The sequence below is a fragment of the Streptomyces sp. ISL-96 genome (assembly GCF_018614035.1).
GTDB lineage: Bacteria > Actinomycetota > Actinomycetes > Streptomycetales > Streptomycetaceae > Streptomyces.
Map to the genome: position 1 here is coordinate 17190 of NZ_JAGGPA010000022.1, position 21308 is coordinate 38497.

The 21308-nt window shown below is 68.0% G+C and carries 16 protein-coding genes; 5 read left to right on the forward strand and 11 right to left on the reverse strand.

Annotated features, from left to right (window positions below):
* Nucleotides 1-33: 33 nt before the first annotated feature.
* The 7 genes from J7E96_RS15505 to J7E96_RS15535 all read right to left on the reverse strand — a co-directional run bounded on the left by J7E96_RS15505 (nt 34) and on the right by J7E96_RS15535 (nt 9286).
* Nucleotides 34-774, reverse strand: coding sequence for an Asp/Glu racemase (locus tag J7E96_RS15505; protein ID WP_215131928.1), 741 nt, complete (start codon nt 772-774; stop codon nt 34-36).
* Nucleotides 775-889: 115 nt separating this feature from the next.
* Nucleotides 890-1795 (reverse strand): fumarylacetoacetate hydrolase family protein, encoded by a 906-nt coding sequence (locus tag J7E96_RS15510; RefSeq protein WP_215131782.1) that lies wholly within the window; start codon nt 1793-1795, stop codon nt 890-892.
* A gap of 192 nt (nt 1796-1987) precedes the next feature.
* Complete coding sequence (locus J7E96_RS15515; RefSeq protein WP_215131784.1) at nt 1988-3100, reverse strand: cupin domain-containing protein; 1113 nt, start codon at nt 3098-3100, stop codon at nt 1988-1990.
* A complete protein-coding gene (locus J7E96_RS15520) occupies nt 3097-4143 on the reverse strand; it encodes a carbon-nitrogen hydrolase family protein (protein ID WP_215131786.1) in 1047 nt (348 codons plus the stop codon). Before J7E96_RS15520 ends, J7E96_RS15515 begins: the two co-directional genes overlap by 4 nt.
* 12 nt (nt 4144-4155) lie before the next feature.
* The gene (locus J7E96_RS15525; RefSeq protein WP_215131788.1) at nt 4156-6552 is read right to left on the reverse strand and encodes a bifunctional salicylyl-CoA 5-hydroxylase/oxidoreductase; all 2397 of its coding nucleotides are present in this window, start codon (nt 6550-6552) and stop codon (nt 4156-4158) included.
* Nucleotides 6553-6644: 92 nt separating this feature from the next.
* Nucleotides 6645-8726 (reverse strand): benzoate-CoA ligase family protein, encoded by a 2082-nt coding sequence (locus J7E96_RS15530; protein WP_215131790.1) that lies wholly within the window; start codon nt 8724-8726, stop codon nt 6645-6647.
* Between the two features lie 119 nt (nt 8727-8845).
* Complete coding sequence (locus J7E96_RS15535) at nt 8846-9286, reverse strand: ATP-binding protein (RefSeq protein WP_215131792.1); 441 nt, start codon at nt 9284-9286, stop codon at nt 8846-8848.
* 294 nt (nt 9287-9580) lie between these two features.
* On the opposite strand from J7E96_RS15535, the gene J7E96_RS15540 reads away from it, so the two are divergent.
* Both J7E96_RS15540 and J7E96_RS15545 read left to right on the forward strand, forming a co-directional pair.
* Nucleotides 9581-10447 carry an alpha/beta hydrolase gene (locus J7E96_RS15540; protein WP_308295976.1) on the forward strand — a complete coding sequence of 289 codons (867 nt, stop codon included), beginning with the start codon at nt 9581-9583 and terminating at the stop codon, nt 10445-10447.
* A gap of 125 nt (nt 10448-10572) precedes the next feature.
* Complete coding sequence (locus J7E96_RS15545) at nt 10573-11262, forward strand: phosphatase PAP2 family protein (protein WP_215131796.1); 690 nt, start codon at nt 10573-10575, stop codon at nt 11260-11262.
* On the opposite strand, the gene J7E96_RS15550 is transcribed toward J7E96_RS15545, so the two are convergent.
* The 4 genes from J7E96_RS15550 to J7E96_RS38210 form a co-directional block, all read right to left on the reverse strand.
* Complete coding sequence (locus J7E96_RS15550) at nt 11259-12266, reverse strand: LacI family DNA-binding transcriptional regulator (RefSeq protein WP_215131798.1); 1008 nt, start codon at nt 12264-12266, stop codon at nt 11259-11261. The two genes, J7E96_RS15545 and J7E96_RS15550, sit on opposite strands and share 4 nt — an antisense overlap.
* Nucleotides 12267-12445: 179 nt before the next feature.
* On the reverse strand, nt 12446-14311 hold the full coding sequence (locus tag J7E96_RS15555) for a glycoside hydrolase family 3 N-terminal domain-containing protein (protein ID WP_308295977.1): 1866 nt from the start codon (nt 14309-14311) through the stop codon (nt 12446-12448).
* A gap of 162 nt (nt 14312-14473) precedes the next feature.
* Nucleotides 14474-16018 (reverse strand): carboxylesterase/lipase family protein, encoded by a 1545-nt coding sequence (locus J7E96_RS15560; protein WP_215131800.1) that lies wholly within the window; start codon nt 16016-16018, stop codon nt 14474-14476.
* Between the two features lie 102 nt (nt 16019-16120).
* The gene (locus J7E96_RS38210; protein ID WP_215131802.1) at nt 16121-16885 is read right to left on the reverse strand and encodes a phosphatase PAP2 family protein; all 765 of its coding nucleotides are present in this window, start codon (nt 16883-16885) and stop codon (nt 16121-16123) included.
* Between the two features lie 488 nt (nt 16886-17373).
* Between J7E96_RS38210 and J7E96_RS15570 the strand changes: the two genes are divergently transcribed.
* The 3 genes from J7E96_RS15570 (at nt 17374) to J7E96_RS15580 (ending at nt 21269) form a co-directional block, all read left to right on the forward strand.
* The gene (locus J7E96_RS15570; RefSeq protein WP_215131804.1) at nt 17374-18618 is read left to right on the forward strand and encodes an MFS transporter; all 1245 of its coding nucleotides are present in this window, start codon (nt 17374-17376) and stop codon (nt 18616-18618) included.
* Nucleotides 18619-18740: 122 nt separating this feature from the next.
* Nucleotides 18741-19646 carry a 5'/3'-nucleotidase SurE gene (gene surE / locus J7E96_RS15575; protein ID WP_215131806.1) on the forward strand — a complete coding sequence of 302 codons (906 nt, stop codon included), beginning with the start codon at nt 18741-18743 and terminating at the stop codon, nt 19644-19646.
* An 18-nt stretch (nt 19647-19664) separates the two neighbouring features.
* A complete protein-coding gene (locus J7E96_RS15580; RefSeq protein WP_251069955.1) occupies nt 19665-21269 on the forward strand; it encodes a carboxylesterase/lipase family protein in 1605 nt (534 codons plus the stop codon).
* Nucleotides 21270-21308: the final 39 nt, after the last annotated feature.

Below are 21308 nucleotides of genomic sequence, written 5' to 3' on the forward strand. Positions count from 1 at the left end.
CGTATGCGGTGGCGATCCTACCGTCACCCGACGTCACGCCATGGGAGCGGTCCGCTGCGGGAGGGGAGCCTCGGCGTAGGCGCCCGCGAGAAGGTGGCCGGCTCCTGGGGCGATCGCGGGAAGGTCGAGCGCGCGCATCATCTGGTGGGCCGTGCAGACCGCGGCGGACACCACCGGCTTGCCCAGAAGCTGTTCCGCCTCCTCGATGGCCCCCAGTGAGGGCATCTGCACGCATGCGGAGAGGACGACGGCATCGGCGTCGGCGTAGTCCAGCGCGCGGGCGAGGCCCGGCAGCTTGGAGGGGTCGTGGGCGGCGACGTCGAGGTTGTTGGGGATTTCGAGCGCCTCGTAGTCGAGGACTTCGATGCCTTCGTGGGTGAGGTAGTCCACGACGGTCTTGGTGAGGGGCAGCATGTAGGGCGCGAGCAGGGCGATCTTCTTCGCACCGAGGGTGTGCAGACCGTTGACGAGGGCGCCGGCGCTGGTGACGACCGGCGCGGGGGCTCCGTTTTCCGCGGTGCGGGTGTGGAGGCGCTCCTCGGATGTGCGGTGGTAGCCCAGGCCCATGCTCATGATGGCCACCAGGCACGCGTAGCCGAGGACATCCACGTGTGCGTCGGAGAGTTCGACGGCGCAGCGGTCCGAGTCCGCGTCCATGGACTTGAGCTGTTCTGGCGTGACATGGGTCATGCGCATCCGGCTGGAGTGAAACGTGAAGCGTTCCGGCGCAATGGTTTCTCTTGCGCGCAGGATGGCGGGCACTTCGGTTTCCATCGTGACGTTGGAACTCGGCACGATCTGGCCGATCCGGTAGGTGCGGGGGGACACAGGGGCGCTCCTGTTGCTCAGTTGGCTTTGTGAGGGGTGGGCGGCGGGGTGGTGCTTGGTGTCAGCGTGCGTCGGTGACGGGGTTGGTCAGGGTGCCTATGCCTTCGACGGTGGCTTCGACGGTGTCGCCGGGGGTGAGGAACTCAGGGGGGACCATGCCGGCGCCGACGCCCGACGGGGAGCCGGTGGCGATGATGTCTCCGGGCTCAAGGGTGACGCCGGAGGTGATGTCGGCGATGAGCCGGGCGATGGGGAAGAGCATGTGGCGGGTGTTCGACTTCTGCTTGGTGACACCGTTGACGCGCAGTTCGAGGTCGAGTTCCATCGGGTCGGGTATGTCGTCGGCGGTGACCACGGCCGGTCCGAGGGGTGCGAAGGAGTCCTGGCCCTTGGAGAAGAACCACTGGCCGGAGCGGCGCTGGTCGCGAGCGCTGATGTCGTTGATGATGCTGTAGCCGAAGATGCAGTCGAAGGCGTCGTCCTCGCTGACGCCGAAGGCGGTCCGGCCGATGACGACAGCCAGTTCGCATTCCCAGTCGAGCTGGTTCGTCAGGTTGGCATTGTGGCGGATCGGCTGTCCGGGGCCGGTGACGGCGGTTGCGGGCTTGCTGAACAGCACCGGACGCGGCGGCAGTTCCTTGTGGGTGTCCAGGCTGCGGCTGGACTCCTCGACGTGCTCGACGTAGTTCAGCCCAACACCAATGATCTTCCCTGGGCGCAGAGGAGCGCTCAGGGTGACGTCGTCGATCGCGTGGACGGCATCGGACGGCCATTCAGCCGGGTCGCCGGCCAGCAGGCGCTGTGCGGTCTCTCGGGCGGTGTCGCCGGCCTGGACGAAGGACAGCAGGTCCAGTGGAAGTTGCTCGCCGTGACAGGCGGCCAGCGCGGCCAGGTCGATCACACGGTCGTCGATCTGTGCGCCCAGGCGGGCGGAGGCGTCGTTGTGGGTGTAGGTGACCAGGCGCATGGGAGCTCCTTGCGGGATACGCGATAAGGCAGGGGTACGGGCTGGAGGATGGGGCGGTGGTGAAGAGGTCAGGTCTCTGCACCACCGCCCCGGTACCGGGGACGATGCGGGGCGGAAGGCCCGTCCCCGGTCGCGCTGCCGTTCCACAAACCGGTGTCAGGGCCGGCGGGCGGTGGTAACGGCGGCGCGGGTCTAGGCGGTGCGCTGGTGGCCCCCGTTGTCGGTGTAGGCCTCTTCTCGGTAGAAACCGAGTGCGCGCATCACGGGGAAGTCGTTGAAGGAGAACAGACAGGCGTCGTCGCCCTGGTCGAGGTTGTGGTGCTCGTGCCAGGCCCAGGAGGGGACACAGAAGATGTCGCCCTTCTTCCAGGTGAAGCGTTGTCCGGCGATCACTGAGACGCCGTGGCCCTTGGCCACGGTGTAGATGACCGATCCGGTGTGGCGATGGGCCTGGGTCGCCTGGCCGGGGCGCAGCAACTGCATGTGGGCGCTCATCGTGGGCATGACCGAGCCGCCGGTGACGGGGTTGGTGTACTCCGCGATCACGCCGTCGTACGGAGAGCCCTCGGAGGCCCTGGCCAGGTTGCGCAGCGACTCGTACGTCGGCTCCCACGGGTAGGCGAGCAACGGCGAGTAGGGCTTGGTCCACTTGTCCGCGCCGTACGGCAGGAGGTTCGCGCCGTAGGTGAGGACGGAGGAGTTGATCACTTTGCCGGGCTTCTGGTACAGCTCCGGGTGGACCTCGTAGAAGCCCGCGTCCAGTGCGTTGACCAGCGGGATGTCGAGGCCGTCCTGCCAGATGACGGGAGCGTCGTCGGACTCGTTGCCGTGTTCGTGCCAGGTGCCGTTGGGGGTGATGGCGAAGTCGCCCGGGCTCACCCTGAGCTTTTGGCCGTCGACGATGGTCCAGGCGCCGGTGCCCTCATGGACGAAGCGCAGGGCAGCCGCCTGGTGCCGGTGGGCGGTCATGGCTTCGCCGGGGCCCATGATCTGCAGGCCCGTATAGAGGAGCCCGACTGCTGCGCTGACGTCCTTGCGGCCCGGGTTGACCAGCATGACCACTCGCCGGCCCGCGTCGTCGGCCTTCACCAGGTCGAGCGCCTTGTGGACGAGGGGCTGCAGTTCGTCGTACCGCCACAGGACCGGCACGGACTTCGGCTGCGGGAACCATGGTTCGATGTCGTTGGCGACGGTCCACAGAGCACCGGCCTCGCGTCCGGCGAGTTCGGCGTAGTACGCGGTGAGTTCGGGAGTGTCGGCCACCCGGGCGCGGCCGAGCTGGTCGTCGTCGTACTCGGTGGTCATGCGTCCTCCTTGGTGGTGCTCGTGCTGGTGCTCTCGGTCGAGAGCGGGGCGGCGATGGGGTGTGCGGCCTGCTGCGCGGGGTCGGTCGTGAAGGTGACCGGTGTGCGGGGTGTGTTGTCGACGTGGAGCTGGAAGATGTCGAAGCGGTTGTAGTGGCCGACGATGTCGTGCATCTGCTTGGGCTGGATGCACTTGGACAGGTCGATCTCGGCGTAGACGATGCCCTCGTCGTCGATCAGCGGTTCGGTGACCGGCCTGCCATCGGGCCCGAAGATGCCGGACAGTGCGCTGCGGGGACGGGCGAGGGTCCGACGTACCTCCTCGTCATCACCTGCGATGGTGTCGACGATCTCCGGAGAGATCGTCGAACAGGCCACAACGGAGAAGACCTTGCCCTCGAAGCTGTGAGCCGCGGTACGCACGGCGATGGCGTCCGCCATGTCGTAGTCGGCAGGGGCGACCGGCAGGGCGATGTAGCAGGAGGCATGCACCAGTTCGCCCTGTGCCAGCAGGGTGAACCGGGCGAGGGTGTTGGTGTTCTCACCGCAGGCGAGCGCGCCCAGCGGCCCGACAGGGGTGGAGTGGACCCGCAGGGAACTTCCGTCTCCCCCGGTCCAGGTCAGCTTCTCGGCCCAGGTTGGCACCAACTTGCGGTGCACGCCCAACAGTTCGCCGTCGGGCCCGATCGTCAGGAGAGTGTTGTAGAGGACGCCCAGACTGTGCGGACCGCGCTCATTGACACCGATCACAAGGACAACGCCGTACTGGCGAGCCGCCGCGCGCAGTGCGTCCACGTGCGGGCCGGGTACGTCGATGGACGCGCGGTAGAGACGCTCGAACCACGGGGACCCCTGCACCGGGTTCATGGTCCAGTTCCAGTACGGATAACCGGGGACGAAGACCTCGGGAAACACCACAAGTTCGGCGCCGGCAGCGGCGGCCTCAGCGATGAGGCCGATCGCCTTGTCGACGGTCGCGGCGGGGTCCAGATAGACGGGCGCCGCCTGGACTGCCGCAGCGGTGAAGCGGGGCAGATTTTCCATCAGTTCTCCTGATCAGCGGGCCGTCGGAACAGCGGCAGCTTCGATGGGCGCGAGCCAACGCTGGTGGACGGGCGCGGTGGCTTGCCGGAGCAGCTGGAGCCGGGGCGGGATACGGTCCGTTCGCGCCCCGGGAGGGCGCCCGCTGCCGGCCTTCCAAGAAGGCGGCCAGGGAGCCGCCGGGCCGACGTAGCCCTGGGCGGCCGCAGCGTGCAGGGTCCACAGGGGATCGTGCAGTTGGGCGCGGCCGACAGCACACAGATCAGCCCGGCCGGCCAGAATGATCGAGTTCACGTCGTCATACGTCGAGATGGCACCCACGGCGATCGTGGGAACTCCGGTGGCGTTGCGGATCAGGTCGGCGTACGGCGTCTGATAGCTGCGACCGTATCGAGGCTGCTGATGGGCCACGACCTCTCCGGTGGAAACATCCACCGCGTCGGCGCCGGCCTCGGCGAGCGCGCGGGCGATGGTGACGGCGTCCGCCTCGGTGGTGCCGCCCTCGGCCCAGTCGGCGGCGGATATGCGAACGACGAGAGCTTTGCCCGCGGGCCAGACAGCGCGCACCGCGCGCAGCGCTTCCAGCGGGAAGCGCAGTCGTCCGGCCAGGTTGCCGCCATAAGAGTCGGTGCGGTGATTGGTCAGTGGCGAAATGAATCCGGACATCAAGTGGCCGTGGCCGTACTGTAGTTCAAGGGCGTCGAAGCCGGCGTTGTGGGCGCGTTGCGCCGCGGCGACGAAGTCGCGTGTGATGACGTCCATGTCGTGCCGGGTGGCTTCACGCGGTACGGCGCTGCGCTCGTCCCAGGCGAGCGGTGAAGCGGCGAGCAGTGGCCAGGCCTCCGCCGCCTCCAGGGGGACGGAGCTGCCGTCGGGGCGCGGTGTGTGCGTGGCGCCGCGGCGGCCGGCATGGGTGAGCTGGATACCCAGACATGTGTCTGATTGGCGGTGGACGAAGTCGGTGATGCGCCGCCAGGCCGCTTCCTGTTCGTCGGTGTACAGCCCCGGGCAGCCGGTGGTGGACCGGGCGTCGGGGCTGACGGCCGTCATGCCGGCGAAGACCAGGCCGGATCCGCCCAGCGCCTGGGTGCTCAGATGGACGAGCTCGAAGTCTCCGGGCACGCCGTCGCGCGCGGTGTACAGGGCGGTGGGAGGCACGACAACGCGGTTGCGCAGGCGCAGGCCTCCGAGGCAGTAGGGGCGGAACATCGGCGGGACGTTCGCGTCTCCGGGAAGAGCGACTCCCGACGAGTCATCTGCGACATGGCTCCGGACGACTGCGGCGGTGAACTCCTCGTCGCGGACTCGCAGGTTGTCGTAGGTGACACGGCGGCTGCGCGTGAGGAGGTTGAAGGCGAACTGGTGCGGCTGCTGGCCGGTGTAGCGCCCGACGTTCTCGAACCATTCGAGGCTCGCCTGCGCCGCGCGCTGGGTGGATTCGACGACCGGCTTGCGTTCGGCCTCGTATGCGGCGAGCGCGGTTGGGACGTCGGGGTGCTCATGCAGACAGGCGGCGAGAGCGAGTGAGTCCTCCATGGCGAGCTTGGTGCCGGAGCCGATGGAGAAGTGAGCGGTGTGGGCGGCGTCCCCGAGCAGTACGACGTTGCCGTGTTGCCAGGTCTTGTTGCGGACCGTGGTGAAGCGGATCCATTTGGAGTTGTTGGGGATGAGGCGGTGGCCGTCGAGGTGTTCGGCGAGTATCTCCTCGCACAGCTGGATACTGTCCTCGTCGCTGGTACCGGCGGGGTGGTCACGGGCGGCGAACTTGTCGAAGCCGGCACGGCGCCAGGAGGCTTCGTCGATCTCGACGATGAACGTGGAGCGGGTGTCGTCGTACGGGTAGGCGTGGACCTGCAAGGTGCCGAAGTCCCGCTCGGCAACGATGAAGTTGAAGGCCTCGAAGACCTTGTCCGTACCCAGCCACATGTAGCGGCAGTTCCGCTCGTCGAGGTCCGGGCCGAAGGTGTCGGCGTACGCGGCACGGGTGGCCGACCGCACGCCGTCACCGGCGACGACCAGGTCGTACTGGGAGGAGAGTTCCTCCACCGGGGGCGCCTGGGTGCGGTAGCGAACGTCCACGTCCAGTGCGGCACAGCGTTCCTGAAGGATCTGCAACAGCCGCTTGCGGCCCAGGGCCGCGAAGCCGTGACCGCCCGAGGTGAGCACCTGCCCCTGGTAACGGACGTCGATGTCGCTCCACCGGGCGAAGTCCTTTGACATGGCGTCAAAGACCTCTGGGTCGGCCTGCGCTATGCCGTCGAGTGTCTCGTCGGAGAAGACGACACCGAAACCGAATGTGTCGTCAGGCGCGTTGCGTTCCCAGACGGTGATGTCCCATCGCGGGGAGAGCTGCTTGGCCAGGGCCGCGAAGTACAGCCCTCCAGGCCCTCCTCCGATTACTGCTACGCGCACTGCGTCCTCCTTGTGGTTCCGAACAGCAATATATGCCGCTCTTTCGACGACCGTCAAGACTGCGGCATATGCGTCGAGTGTTTGTGGCTCGGTCACGCGAACAGTTCGGGGGCTTGCGGACCGGCCTTGGTGAGGACCTCCCGCACGTCATCCGGCCAGGGGGTGGTTCCTGTGGCACGGGCGGCGGAGTGGGCGATCACCATGCGCCCGGCGGCGGCAACCTCCGCGCCTTCCCCTCTGATGGTGAAGGCGTAGTGCAGGGAGCTGTTTCCGACCTTGGTGACCCGGATTTCAGTGAGCACCCTCTCGCCGAACCACAGACGGGCCCGGTAGTCGGCCTCGAAGTGGACGCGGGGGGTACTGCCGAAGAGATGCGTCAGTCCCAGGCGCCGCAACAGGGCTGCCTCGGCGGCTTCGGCCCAGCGCACGACTGTGGAGTGGTGGTAGTGACCGGCCGCGTCGGTGTCCTGCCACTCCACGCGGCTCTCGACAACGACGCTGGGCAGATTGTGCTCCTGGACTTCGGCGCATCCGGCCGCACAGCTGTCCGTCGGTGGAGCGGCGTGCGCTCGTCTGCGCAGTTCGCCGCGCTGGAGCTTGCCGTTGCTGGTGCGTGGCAGTTCGGAGACGAACTCGATGGCGCGCGGGTACTTGTACGGCGCGATCGACTGCTTGACGTGGTTCTTCAGTTCCGTGGCGGTGGCCTCGCCGGCGGCGACGCCGGCCCGGAGGACCACGTACGCCTTGACGAGCATCCCGCGTTCGCTGTCCGGCGCGCCGACGACGGCGCATTCTTCGACGTGGGGGTGGGCGGCGAGCGCCTTCTCCACCTCGGGCCCGGCGATGTTGTACCCGGAGGAGACGATCATGTCGTCGCTTCGGGCCACGTACCAGAAGTATCCGTCGGCATCCCGGATGTAGGTGTCGCCAGTGATGTTCCAGCCGCCTCTGACGTACGTCGTCTGGCGCGGGTCGTCCATGTACCGGCAGCCGGTGGGTCCGGTTACCGCGAGAAGGCCGGGTTGTCCGTCGGGGACGGGCCGCCCTTCTTCGTCCACCACACGCGCCCGGTATCCGGGGACAGGTTTCCCGGTGGAACCGGGCCGTATGTCGTCGTCAGCGGCGGAAATGAACACGTGCAGCATCTCAGTGGCACCGATGCCGTCGATGATGCGCAGCCCCGTAGCGGCATGGAATTCCTCCCACACTGCCGCCGGCAGCGCCTCACCGGCTGATACGCAGCGGCGCAGTCCGGCCAGTCGGCCCGCCCCGCCGGCAGACATGATTGCCCGGTAGGCGGTGGGTGCGGTGAAGAGCACGGTGACACCGTGCTCTTCCACCAAGTCGGCGAGCTGTCGCGGGGTGGCCTGCTCAATCAGCAGGGTCGACGCGCCCACGTGCAGGGGAAAGACCACGAGTCCGCCGAGGCCGAAGGTGAAGGCGAGCGGAGGCGTGCCGGTGAATATGTCGTCCTGCCGCGGCTTGAGGACGTGGCGGGAAAAGGTGTCGGCGTTGGCCAGTACGTCACGATGGAAGTGCATGGTCGCCTTCGGCCGGCCAGTTGTTCCAGAGGTGAAGGCGATCAGGGCCACATCGTCGGCCGCCGTTATGACGTTGGAGAAGCGCCCGTCCTTGGTCGCGCAGCGCGCGGTGAGGTCTGCTTCTCCGGTGCCGCCGTATGCGAGTACAGCGAGGCCAGGGGCTTCGGCAGCGGCAAGCTCGTCGAGGTAGCGGTGGTCGCAAACGGCAACCGCCGGTCGGGCGATGTCGCAGAGGTCGGAGAGCTCCGTCGCACGCAGCAACGGCATGGTGGTGACAGCAACACCTCCGGCCTTGAGCACACCGAACCAAGCAGCGACCAGCCAGGGGTTGTTGGGGCCCCGCAGCAGGACGCGGTTGCCGGGGCGGAGCCCGAAGTCCTGAGTCAGCACCTGGGCGACCTGGTTGGCCCGGATCAGCAGGTCGCCGTAAGTCCACCGCTCCGTGGGAGTCAGCAGGCAGTCACGGTCGGGCCCCCAGCGTTCGACGGCGCCGTCGAGTAGGTGCTGGGCCGCGTTGAGCCGGTCCGGGTAGTGCAACTCCGGTAGTTCGAAGCGCAGTTCGGGCCACAGAGGGAAGGGCGGGAGTCGATCGCGACAGAAGGAATCGACATGCGCGGACGGGGAGAGCTCCATGGGGCGGCACCTCAATCTCGGGGCAGCAGGGAGAGTGAAGTTAGTATCGCGCCAAACTTGCGGCCGTCAATGTTTCGGCACATTCGATTTTGTTGACAGCATGCTGCGGCCGGCTCACCTCAACCCGCGGGCAGGCACACCCGAACGGTCTTGCCGAACCGGTCGGCAACCACAGACACTTCCCCGCCCGCCTCTGCGACCAGAAAACCGACGATCGCCAGCCCGCGGCCACCCTCGGCCTCCAGGTTGGCCGGGCCGACGTGCGGCAGCGACGGATCCCCGTCGGCCACGTCGACCCGGAGCCACCCACCCCCACAGGTCACGGTGACGCGCAGCCTGTCGGTTACCGACGCGGCATGCCTGACCACGTTGGTCGCCAGCTCACTGACGGCCAGCAGCAAGGCGTCGGAGAGATCGACAGAGATCCGCCACGCTTCAAGGACGGCACGAACCCGAGCCCGGATCAGCGGGACGGTGGCGGCGGTCGGACTGAACGACCAGTGAGTGAAGGCGTGCCGCCCCGAGGGCGGGCCGGCACGAACCACAGCAGCAGTGAGCATGAGGAGCTCCCGAGCAGGAGGGCGTACGGGTCGGAGCTTGCTCGTGTAACAACGGCCGAAGTCTGAACGGGCTATGTCGAGTCCTTTCAGGGCCGCTAGACGTCGCCAGGTTGTTGTTACACGTGTAACATGCTAAGCATCCCCCACGGAAAAGCGCAAGCATTTCGGACAAATGGCATGAAGCCCATGTTTGCCAAGGTCTGCTGATTTGAAAGGGCCCCCATGACGCAATCTGCTCCGGTCGACCTCGACCACGCGTGGCCTCCGCCTCCCTACCGGGCTCCAGAGCCCCCAGTGACAGCCGGGGACGGTGTACGCCGCTTCGACGCGATCACCTACGCGACGACCCCCGGCTACCGGCCCCGCTTGCTCGACGTCCACGCACCGGCGAGTGAGGATCCCGTTCCGGCAGTCGTCTGGATCCACGGTGGAGGGTGGCTGGACGGCGACCGGCGCTACCCGCCGCCAACCGTTCCCGTCACCTTGCTGCACGGCTCGATCCTCGGAGCCGGGCTCGCTCTCGTATGCATCGACTACCGGCACAGCCTTGAAGCGCCCTTCCCGGCCCAGCTCCACGATGTGAAGGCTGCCATCCGCTATGTCCGCAAGTACGCCGGCGATTTCGGCATCGACCCGGAGCGCATCGGCGTCTGGGGTGAGTCGGCGGGTGGTCATCTCGCCGCACTCGCGGGGCTCGTGACACCAGGAAGCCCGAGCGGCCAGGCCCTGGAAGGCAACGAGGGTGTGCGCGAGGGGCATTCGGCGGTCCAGGCGGTCGTGGACTGGTACGGGGTCTCCGAGATCGGCGCCCTGCTCTCGCATCCCATGCCGCCGATGCCGCCGGGCGTCGAATTCCCGGACCCCTACGCGGCGCTGCTGGGCGGCACTGCCGAGGAGCGGCCGGAGCTGGCGCGGGTCGCCAGCCCTGTCACGTACGCGGAAGGGTCAACTCCCCCGCCGTTCCTGCTGGTTCACGGCACTCAGGACGCTCTCGTCCCGTACAGCCAGAGTGAGGTGCTGGCCAAGGCGCTCCGGGAGGTGGACGGCGATGTCACGCTCCAGCCCGTGGACGGTGCCGACCACATCTTCATCGGCGCCCCGGATGTCACCCCGATCGTCACCGAGGGTGTCACGTTCCTGGCTCGCCACCTCGGCGCCTGACCGGCATCTCCCGCCCGTCGTGAGGGGGACGCGCCACGCTGCCGCGCCCCCGCCTTCCGACTTGTGTTCCGAGTCCCCGTTCACCAGATCTGGGCCGCGGGTATTCGCGGCCGCGAGAGGCTCTCATGTCCCACACACCGGTCGCCGCACCTGATACTCCGGTGGCCGCCACACGCAGCCGGTCCACTCCCGCTCCGCCCCGAGCCGGCGTGGTTCCTCTGGGGATTTTCTGCATCCTCGTCACCGCACTGCTGGGGATCATCGTTCACTCGGATGCGGCGCAGCCGCCCTTCCAGGGGCTGGACGAGCGCTGGCTGGGTTGGATGGGCGGCCCCCACGACGGTCTCTACGCCGCCACGGCGGCCGTCCTGGACTGGTTCGGCGGGCCGCTGGGGGTCGTCGTGCCCGTCGGTCTCCTGATCTTCCTGATCATGCGAAAGCGCAGGTGGTCCGTCTTCTATCTGCTCGCCACGTACTTGGGCGGAGGCATGCTGGTGGTCCAAGTCCTCAAGTACCTGGTGGACCGTCCCCGTCCGGAGAACCCGATGGTCCGCGTCGACCACGGCTCCTTTCCCTCCGGGCACGCTGCTGGGGCAGCCATGCTGGTGGTGATGATCGGCGCCCTGCTGATCCCCATGGCCCACCGGCGCGCGTGGTGGACCGGGGGTGTGCTGTTCACCTTGGCGATGATGTGGAGCCGTACGTGGCTGCATGCGCACTGGCTCAGCGACACCGTCGCAGGTGCGGCGGCCGGCGCAGGCACCGCTCTCCTGTCGTGGTGGGTGTTCCGGCACAAGCTGGCCCGGGAAGGCTAGGAAGTCCGGCGCTGGACCAGCACGGTCTCTATGCCGGGCACCGGCGGCGCTGTCCCCTTCTCGATCAAGTCGTGCAAGGTGTCCGCGATGAACGCCGCCGAAGGAAGTTGCAGTCGAACCGTGGTCAGTGGCGGCTGCTGCAGGGCGGACAGCACAAGGTCGTCGGAGCCGACGATGGCCACGTCGTCCGGAATGGTGATGCCCTCTGCTTGGAGGGCATGCATCAGGAGGGCTGCGTACTCGTCGTTGAAGGCGAACACCGAGTCCAGGTCCAAGGACGTCCAGCGCTTGGCCAAAGCCCCGGCGGACTCGCGGGTGTAGGCGAGTTCCACCGGCGTGACGGTGGCCATGTGCTGGGCGGCGACGCCCTGGGCACCGGCCAGGCGCGGTCGGGCGAAGGAGTCGAGCCCACGCTCCTGCGGCATGACCACTCCGATCCTGCTGCGTCCGCGCCGGATGAGGTGTTCAGCGGCGGCCGTGCCGATGTCGGCGTGGTCGAACGCCACCGTGTGCATTCCTTCCATCGGGCGGGACGCGAAGGCGAGGAGTCCGCGGACGCCGGCGCGGCGCAGGAGGTCAGCCGCTTGGACGGTGAGCCCGTCGCCGTCCAGGGCGAGCACCGCCGCGGGCCGCAGTTCGGCCCAGGAACGGGCGGCGCTGACCGGGTCGGGGAAGCGGCCGGCATGCAGGACGGTGGTGTATCCGTGCCGGTCGAGTTCGCTGTGCAGATCGTCCACCCAGTCGCTGACCAGGCGGCCGATCGCGGAGATCGACGCGGGCATCAGGACCAGGTTGCTTCGCCCGGCGCGCAGAGAACGGGCGGCCGCGTGCGGCACGTAACCGAGGTCCTTGGCCGCGGAAAGCACTCGCGCCCTGGTGCTCTCGCTGACCCGGTGCCCCTGAGTGTCGTTGAGTACGAAGGACACGGTGGCGCGGGACACCCCGGCCAGACGCGCTACGTCCGCGCTGGTGATGGAGGCTTGGGCGGGTGTGTCTTGGGCCATGACGTCCTTCTTCGCTCCCCTCGGCCCGAGTGACCGCTTCCTTCCCAGGTTACACGCGTTACTCGTGCGTAGGCGGTCAGCACTGCCGACGCCGAGGCTGAGTTGATGTTCACCGCGAACGGCGCGGAGGGTGGCGCCTGCCACGACGGCAGCCACCACCCTCCCTGTCGGGGCTGAGGTCAGCCCAGCCGCAGGCCATGGCCATAGGGGAAGAGCGGGTTCGCGGAGTCGTTGGGTACGTCCTCGCGACTGGACTCGACACTCCGCATCGAGCGGGGCAGTTCGAACGGCAGGCGCCCTTCGGCCACTGAGAGGCCGAAGAGGACATTCAGCAGCGCGGTGTCCGAGGCGCCATAATTGGCCACGAGCGCCGCCGCGTGCTCGGCGATCTCCGGTATGACAGCGGGACGGTCGAGGAAGATGTCCACGACTGTGGGGACAGTGGCGGCGACGTCGAGCAGTGGACGGAGTTCCTCCTGGGTGAAGTCGAGACGGCCTGCCCGGAAGAAGGACTCAAACCCTGTGGTCCGTCGCTTGTCGTAAGGGGCGGCGATACGCAGGATCGCCACGTCGGCTTCTTCGGGCGTCGCAACGACTGTCGCGTACCGCCTGGCGACCTCCGCGTCGACTCCCTCGACGTAGACGCGGACGTCGCCGGCGAGAGGAAGCCGGGGCGCCGCAGCGTTGTCCGGCCGGTCCTTCAGCACAGTGATGGAGCGGCTCTGAGCGGCAAGCCCCGCCTCGGTGAACTCCGCGCTTCCACAGACTTCGGCGGCTGTGTCGGGGTCCCCGTACGGATCCTCGAAGAGGCCGAGGATGAACTTCTCCCGCAGGAGGCGTGCCACTGACGCGTCGATCCTCTCGGCCGTCACCCGTCCGGTGCGCAACAGCTCCAGGACCAGATCGGGGGCCGCTTCGCCGCCCAGCTGGTCGGCTCCGGCGTCGAGGATGCGTTCAACGCGGGTCAGGCGGTCCAGGTGCTCGGCTCCCCAGGCGCGGGCGGGGAAGGGCGCTCCGAAGATCTCCGTGTCGGTCACCAGACCCCAGTCGGTGCAGACGATGCCGTCGAAGCCGTACTTTCCGCGCAGCAGGCCAGTAATGACGCCCTTGTTGAAGCCGAACCCGATCTCCTCGTGGGGCGTGCCGATCGGCATGGCGTAGTACGGCATGATCTGCGAGGTCCCGGCAGCGAACGCGGCTTCGAAGGGGATCAGGTGGTAGTCGAAGTTGTCGCCGGGGTAGACCTGTTCGCGGCCGTACGCGAAGTGGGCGTCCTCGCCGTTCATCTGGGGGCCGGCGCCGGGGAAGTGCTTGGTCATCGCGGCGACGCTGCCGGTGCCGAGAGTCTCACCCTGCAGACCACGGATGTACGCGGCGACCAGGCGGGCGCCCACCTCCGCGTCCGAGCCGAAGGTGCCCAGGACGCGCGGCCAGCGGGGTTCGGTGGCGAGATCGGCCATAGGCCCAAGGGCCAGCCGGATGCCGACCGCGAGGTACTCGCGACGGACGATATCGGCGTGCTCGAGGACGAGGTCCTCATCACCGATTGCGGCGAGGCCCGGAGGTTCCGGCCACAGCGAGAAGCCTTCGGTGTGCACACTGGCGGCCGGGTTGTCCACGAAGCCGTTGCGGGGATCGGTGGAGATCGTCACCGGAATGCCCAGGCGTGTCGTCGCGGCCAGGTCCTGAAGCCGGTTGTTCCACTCGGCCATCCGCCTCGGGGCTGCCGCGCCGAACAGGTTGAAGTGGTTCATGAGCTTGCCGGTCACCATGGCGGAGGTGGACGCACGCATGGGGTCGTCGACTGGAGCGCCGGGTTCCGGCTCCACCAGTGTCCCGTCGGCGTTGATGGTCACCATGGTCTGGAAGAGCAGGCCCGCCTTCTCCTCCGGCGTCATGCGCTGAAGCAGGTCTGCTACGCGTTCGGCGACCGGGAGGCGCGGGTTCTCGTAAGGCTCCATCACGCCGTTGCCGTTCAGGTCGCGAAAGACCGTGCCGTCGGGGGCGGTGAGCATGCGCGGCCGAACTGCCGGGGTCTGTGACATGGGGTACCTGTTCCGTTTCATGGCGCGTCGACCCTTGGGATGCGGGCCGGCTTGTTGATGCGGGGTGGTCGCCGCCCCCACGCGGCGACCACTCCCAAGATGACACGTGTAACCGCCTAAGTCCATGGGCTGGCGTACGCGCGAGATGCCGCGCGCACAGTTTTACGGTCGCTCGCGCAACCTGCCGTGCATAAGGCGCGAGTGACCGGCCAGATCTCCTACGGCAGTCACCACCGAGTCGAAGCGCATGGTCTGCCGCGAATCCGCGTCGTATCGCTCCCAGCTCGGCAGGTCCTGGTGGTTGGGGTCTCCGGTGCGAACGAAGGCGATCCACGCCTCGTGCATGCTGTGGGCCAGCCCGTCACAGACCGCGGGATCCAGCCCTTCAAGGAACGGGGCGTGCGTCCAGCTGTCGAAGTTGCTGAAAACGAAGGGCAGTTCCAGGCAGTGCGCCGCGGCGAGCCTGCCGCCGTGCGCCGGCGTGGGCAGGTCGAACTGGTACGCCCACACCGGCTTCCCCATCCCCGCCCGGGCCTCGGCCAGCTCCACGCAGGGCACCCGGAACAGCTCGTCGGTAATCAGATCCATCAGCACATCGACCGGGCGGGAGCCGGGGCGGGTTCGCGCGTAGGCGTCGTACACCTCGGCGGCGTCGTCCTCACCGAAGGTCTCCGCGATCCTGGCGATCACTTGGTCCCGAGTCGCCGCGCCGTACCCCTTGTCCAGGGCGAAGCCGAAGTTGGCCTCTTCCCGGGTCCAGCCGATCATCACGTCGAGATCGGCGGCCGCACCATGGAGCAGGGTGTCGGCGGGGTGCTCGCGCAGCGTCACCCCATCGCGGACGGGAAGGAATGGGGTGGGCCAATAGCCCCATCGCATGGTGCGCGCGAACAGCCCGCCGGCCGCCTCGATCAGCTTCGGCCAGGGCAGCTCTCTGAGATCGGTGGCGTTCTTGGCGCCAGCGATCTCCAGAAAGGAGTCCGTTCGCTTCCGATACTCGGCCGGGGTCGGGATATGCAGCCCGAGGGGCGGGCTCTGAAGAATGACGCGCTGGAACAAGCCCTGGGATTCGGGGTGGCCCGCCAGTGCGGCGGTTGACATCGCGCCACCGGACTGGCCGGCCACCGTGATCGTGGCGGGGTCCCCACCAAAGCGCTCGATGTTGTCTCGCACCCACCGCAGCGCGGCCATTTGGTCAGTGAGCCAGAAGTTCCCGGGCTCGGAGCCCTCCTCCTCGCCATCGAAGTACAGGTATCCGAGTGGCCCGAGCCGGTAGTTGATGCTCACGACAACGAGGTCACCGTCGCGAGCGAAGGCCTCCCCCGAGTAATTGGGCAGGGACCCCGAGCCCGACACGAAGCCTCCCCCATGAATCCAGACGAGCACCGGACGGCGGCCGTCGTCGGCGGCCGGTGTCCAGACATTCAGAGTCAGGCAGTCGTCGTCGAACGGCGGCGAACCGTGACCACCCATCACCGGGTCGCCGCCTTCCATGAACATCTGCGGCGCGCTCGGACCGCAGACGGTGGCGTCCCGCGTACCGCTCCAACCCGGGTGCGGCTGCGCCGGGCGCCATCGGAGAGCTCCGACGGGGGGTGCGGCGTACGGCACTCCTTTGAAGACGGCGACCCCGCGGTCGACGGCGCCCTGCAGCCGTCCTGCCCTCAGGTCGACCACAGGCGGAACTTGACCTTCAGAGATAGCCATGAACTTCCCTTCCTCACTCGTCATGGAGGCAGCAACCCAAGCACAAGCATGCCGCATTTATGGCGACCGTCAATATATCGACATGCAAATCCAAGTGCGCACCTACCACAGCCGGTTCGTGGCGGCACGCACCGCCTCGCGTTCCAGCAGGGGCGCGAAGGCGCGCCACAACAGCAGGCACGTACCGATGCCCGCCACAGCTCCGGCGACCGTGTCGCTGAGCCACTGGGCGTGCAGCCAAACGCGGCTCCACATCATGGTGGCGACGTACACACCCCCAAACGCCCACCACCAGCGTCGTGCGTCCGGGCGGAAGAGCACCACGGCGACCACCATCACGAGAGCGACAGCAGTGAACACCTGGCCAGAGGGGTACGACCCGTCGTTGACCAGGACCAGAGGGTGTGGCGGCCTCGGCCGGCCAACAAGGGACTTGAGTGGCAGGACGACGAGCATGTTCGCGACCACGCAGGCCACAAACACGAACAGTCCCGACCTCCACCGGCCGTAGACACAGAGGCAACCCACCAGCACCAGGGGAAAGATCAGGCCCAAGGGGCCGCCCAGGCGATCGAGGATGTCGGTGAAGTCCGTGGCCGCCTCACTTCGTGGGCCCTGCGCCCACCGAGCCCAGCGATCGTCGAGATTCTGAATTGCCGGCGCCCCTCCAGCTCGCAGCATGAGGCCGATCGCCAGAACTCCCAGCAGGAGCACCGTTCCGGTGACGAGCGCGCCTCGAGGCGGGGCGGCCGGAACCGGGTGCCCAGGAGGCCGGCCGGATCTTGGGGGCGGGTCGGTCTGTGGGGACGAGTTCAGCACGAGGTGCCTTTCGCGGTCACTTACCCGAGCTTCAAGCGCGGGGAGCATGGCAAGGGAAAATCCGCGCGGACGGCCGGGCGGCACATGGCGCGGACGTGGCTAGTGGGTCTCACATCGCCGACTCCGGTACGGGCAGTAGTGCGGCGGCACCGCGGAGTATTGCGCCGCTCCGACCCCCGCCACAAGGGCAATATATTTTTCGGCCAGGCTGAACCGCGCCAAAGCAGTGACCACACAGCGGCCGGGAGGACAAGACCTCCTGGTCCACGCGTTCGATGCCGCCTACACACGTTTCTATGCGGGCCGCCCCGCCGGGCCCCATGCCCTCAGTTCCCCGGCGCCAGGCCTAGCGGAGCACCGGGAGCTAGTGCTAAACAGTGAGCACCGCGACTAACACGTGTAACCGCGATGTTCAGGTTTCTTCCGCCGCGCGCCTCTCGCTACAGCGGCCCCTCCCCTCTCTGCTCCCTCCCCCGAGGAGTCGACATGTCCGTCCCCATCAGCCGTAGTACGGCGTGTACACATCGGCGGCCGTCATGACCACGAACGAACTGACCGAACCGCGCGAAAACGCGGCGCCAAAGGTGCCCCGGCAGCGCGGACTGATGATGCTGCTCCTGGTGGCCAACGCGTCCATGCTGGCCGTGTACATGGGTGTCGGCTCCGTGCTGCTGCCTCTGCAGATCGCAGCCATCGACCCGGCGAACAAGGTCGCCATTCTGGGCCTGGTGGGCGGGATCAGCGCGGTCTTCGCGACCGCGTTCAATCCGATCGCCGGCGCGCTGTCCGACCGGACCGGCCGCCGCAACCCGTGGATTCTCGGCGGCGCCCTCGCCTCCCTCGCCGCCCTGGCGTTCCTCAGTACCGCCCGGACGGCGGTGCTGGTGGGCATCGGGTGGTGCCTCGTCCAGGCGACCATGAACGTCTACCAGGCGGCGGTCACCGCTGTCGTGCCCGACCGGATACCCCCGTCCCGGCGCGGAACCGCATCGGCCCTGGTGGGACTGGCACTCCCGATCGGCGGAACCGTCGGCGTACTCATCGCTTCCCAGACCTCAGGTCAGCTGAGAACCGGCTATCTCGTGTTCGGCGTGCTGGTCGCCGGTGCGGCCGTCCTGCTGACGAGCTTCTGCCGCGATGTCCCCCGCTCGGCACCCGCACCGGCCGTGCCCGGGCGCGCACAGCTCGCCGCGTTTCTGTCGGCCCTGTCCCATCACGACTTCCGGTGGGCGTTCATCGGCCGGGCCCTGATGGTGCTCGGCTACTTCTCCGTGATCGGTTACCAGCTTTACATCCTGGACGACCACATCGCGCTCCCGGACGGTATGCAGCCGGCCGCAGCGATGGCGGTCCTCACCCCGGTGTCGATGGTCGCCATGGCGGTCTCCACGCTGGCCGGCGGCCTGCTTTCGGACCGCCTGGACCGGCGCAAGGTGTTCGTCGGCGCCTCGGCGGCACTCGCCGGTCTGGTCACGGTGATCCCTGTCGTCAGTCCCACCTGGACCGGGATGCTCGTCTTCAGCGCGCTCAACGGCCTGGCCTTCGGCTGCTTCATGGCCGTCGACACCGCTGTGGTGACGCTCGTCCTGCCCAGCGCCGAGGACGCCGCCCGTGACATGGGCGTACTCAACATCGCCAATGCCGGGCCGCAGATCATCGCCCCCTTCGTCGCCTCCGCGGTCGTCACCGCCCTGGGCGGCTACACGGGGCTGTTCCTGGTGGGCGGAGCTCTCTCCCTGCTCGGTGCGCTGGCGATCCTCCCGATCCGCAGCGTGCGCTGAACGATCCCCGGGCCGCGCCCTCGTTGAGCGCCGGCCCGGCCCCTCAACTCCGGCGGGCACTCGTCGAGGGTCGAGCGCCCGCCGGTCCCATACCTCCCCCTCACTTCTCGAAGGAGTACATCGTGAGACGCAAGCAAGTTCTGCCGCTGGCCGCCCTGCTGCTGTGTACGCCCGCCCTTGCCGGAACCGCGCCGGCGACCGCCGCGCCACAGAGCGCGCCCACGGGCCCGCTGCGCATCCTGCTCACCAATGACGACGGCTACAACGCCCCTGGCATCCGTGCGGCGTTCCAGCGCCTGAGCGCTGCCGGACATGACGTCACCATCGTCGCCCCACTGACCAACCAGAGCGGCACCGGGACGAAGATACTCAGCGGCCCCACCATCACGGTCAAGCACCCCGAGCCGAAGGTATGGGCCGTGGACGGCACACCCGGCGACTCAGTGGTCTTCGGCCTCTCCGAGGTATTCGAAGACCGAGCCCCGGACTTGGTGGTCTCCGGCACCAACTTCGGCCCGAATCTCGCCGGCCTCGCGAATCACTCCGGTACGGTCGGCGGCGCTGTCGCCGCCCTCGAGTCCGGCGTACCCGCCATCGCGCTGAGTACCGGCGGCTTCGGCGTTCCCGACGCGGTCGCCACCGTCAACGCCATGCGCCCGACGGTCGACTTCACGGTCAAGCTCATCGACCAGCTGCAGTCCCGCGCGAAGTCCGGGCGGCTGCTGCCCAAGGGTGTCGGCCTGAACATCAACCATCCGGTCGTCGGCGCGGACGGCACCGGGACCGCGGCCGGGGTCGCCACAACGTTCCAGGACCCGCAGGCGCCCCTGAAGCCTGACTTCATCGACTCCGGCGACGGCACGTGGAAGGTGGATGTGAAGTTCGCCCCGCAGCCGGCGGCCAAGGGCGGGGACGTCGAGGCCGTGAGCGCCGACAAGATCGCCGTCAGCCCGATGTCCGCCAACTGGAACACCGGACCCGCCGACTTCGCCATGACCAGCACTCTCCTTTCCGGGCTCCGCCCGTAGCGCTGTCCAGGAGGAAGAATGAGAAGGCTTTCGCTTGCGCGGCCATCCGCGGGCGCCGCCTGGTTACTGGCTCTCGTGGCGCTGCTTGTGCCGGTGACTCCGGCCTCCGCGGCCCCGTCCGACGGGTCGCGGACCGCTCCTCTGGTCGTGATCGGTCAGGGTGCTCTACGGGGCCAGAACCGGGGACAGGCCCAGGAGTTCCTTGGTGTCCCCTATGCGGCGCCCCCTGTGGGGAACTTGCGTTTTCGCCCGCCAGAGGCGCCTGAGCGATGGGACGAGGTCCGCAACGCCACTCGCCAGGCGCCCGCATGTCTGCAGTTCTCGCCCTTCGGCCTCCGCGACCCTGAGGCGGTCAGTGAGGACTGCCTCTACCTCGATGTGTACCGCCCACGGAACGCCCGTGCTGGGGCGCGGCTTCCGGTTGTCTTCTGGATGCACGGCGGAGCGTACAGCCAAGGCACCGGAACACAGTTCGGCGGCCGCACCATGGCCGAATCGACGAACAGCATTGTCGTCACGATCAACTACCGCTTGGGACAGCTCGGTTACCTGAGCCTGCCCGAGCTGACCGACGACAACGCGCTGCGCTCGGGGTCCTGGGGGCTGATGGACCAGATCGCGGCACTCGAATGGACACGGGAGAACATCACGGCGTTCGGTGGGAATCCCGCCAACATCACCATCTCCGGGCAATCCGCCGGCAGCGGCTCGGTGTGCGCCATGCTCGCCTCGCCGCGTACGACTGGCCTGTTCGCCCGGGCCATCCTGCAGAGCGGACCGTGCACGCTGCTGCAAGCGCCCGATCGAGCGCGGGCACAGAGAGAGGGCCACGCCTTCGCGGCACAGGCAGGATGCCACGATGCAGTGGCAATCGCCGCATGCCTGCGTGCCGCGCGCGGATCCGATCTCGTGGGCGCCGCACGCGCTCTCCCCACGTCCGGGCCCGCGGTCGGCGACCGTCTGCTTCCTGTCCAGCCCTCCCGGGCGATCGCGACCGGGAACTGGAACAAGGTGCCGGTCCTGATCGGCAGCACCAGGGCCGAGGGGAGGATGTTCGTCGCGGTGACCCAGCCGTATCTGACCGCCCAGGAGTACACCGCCCGGATCAAGTCGAGTTACGGAGCTGCGGCTGACCAGGTCCTGGAACGCTACCCGCTCTCCGACTACGCCTCGCCGTACCTCGCGTTCTCGGCCGTGCTCACCGATTCGACGTTCGCCTGCCACACATACCGGTCGGCCCGGATTTTCGCCGGCCAGGTACCCACGTACGCCTACGAGTTCGACGATCCCGACTCGCCCACCCTGTACGGGGCTCAGGTGCCCGGACTCGACGAGTCGAACGCCCACAGTGCCGAACTGGCCTATCTGCACGATTTCACCATGGGTGACAGGCCGTTGACTCCGGTGCAGGTCACGCTGGCGAACCGTATGAAGCGCTACTGGGCCGCGTTCGCGCGCTACGGAGCTCCCTCGGTGAGCGACCAGACCCCGTGGATGCCCACCGGCAAGGAGCACACAGTACTCACACTCAATCCCGCAGCCGACGCGGCGTCCACTGCCTTCGCCGCAGACCACCAGTGCTCGTTCTGGGGGGCCTTGGCCTCGCCACTCGCCCGCGGTTAGAAAAAACTGCGCCTGCGACCAAGAGACCGTCTCCCATAA

Excerpts from the sequence above, each read along its gene's own strand:
- J7E96_RS15505 (WP_215131928.1), bottom strand. The coding sequence starts at position 774 with ATGGAAACCGAAGTGCCCGCCATCCTGCGCGCAAGAGAAACCATTGCG.
- J7E96_RS15510 (WP_215131782.1), bottom strand. The coding sequence starts at position 1,795 with ATGCGCCTGGTCACCTACACCCACAACGACGCCTCCGCCCGCCTGGGC.
- J7E96_RS15515 (WP_215131784.1), bottom strand. The coding sequence starts at position 3,100 with ATGACCACCGAGTACGACGACGACCAGCTCGGCCGCGCCCGGGTGGCC.
- J7E96_RS15520 (WP_215131786.1), bottom strand. The coding sequence starts at position 4,143 with ATGGAAAATCTGCCCCGCTTCACCGCTGCGGCAGTCCAGGCGGCGCCC.
- J7E96_RS15530 (WP_215131790.1), bottom strand. The coding sequence starts at position 8,726 with ATGGAGCTCTCCCCGTCCGCGCATGTCGATTCCTTCTGTCGCGATCGA.
- J7E96_RS15535 (WP_215131792.1), bottom strand. The coding sequence starts at position 9,286 with ATGCTCACTGCTGCTGTGGTTCGTGCCGGCCCGCCCTCGGGGCGGCAC.
- J7E96_RS15545 (WP_215131796.1), top strand. The coding sequence starts at position 10,573 with ATGTCCCACACACCGGTCGCCGCACCTGATACTCCGGTGGCCGCCACA.
- J7E96_RS15550 (WP_215131798.1), bottom strand. The coding sequence starts at position 12,266 with ATGGCCCAAGACACACCCGCCCAAGCCTCCATCACCAGCGCGGACGTA.
- J7E96_RS15555 (WP_308295977.1), bottom strand. The coding sequence starts at position 14,311 with ATGTCACAGACCCCGGCAGTTCGGCCGCGCATGCTCACCGCCCCCGAC.
- J7E96_RS15560 (WP_215131800.1), bottom strand. The coding sequence starts at position 16,018 with ATGGCTATCTCTGAAGGTCAAGTTCCGCCTGTGGTCGACCTGAGGGCA.
- J7E96_RS38210 (WP_215131802.1), bottom strand. The coding sequence starts at position 16,885 with ATGCTCCCCGCGCTTGAAGCTCGGGTAAGTGACCGCGAAAGGCACCTC.
- J7E96_RS15570 (WP_215131804.1), top strand. The coding sequence starts at position 17,374 with ATGACCACGAACGAACTGACCGAACCGCGCGAAAACGCGGCGCCAAAG.
- J7E96_RS15580 (WP_251069955.1), top strand. The coding sequence starts at position 19,665 with ATGAGAAGGCTTTCGCTTGCGCGGCCATCCGCGGGCGCCGCCTGGTTA.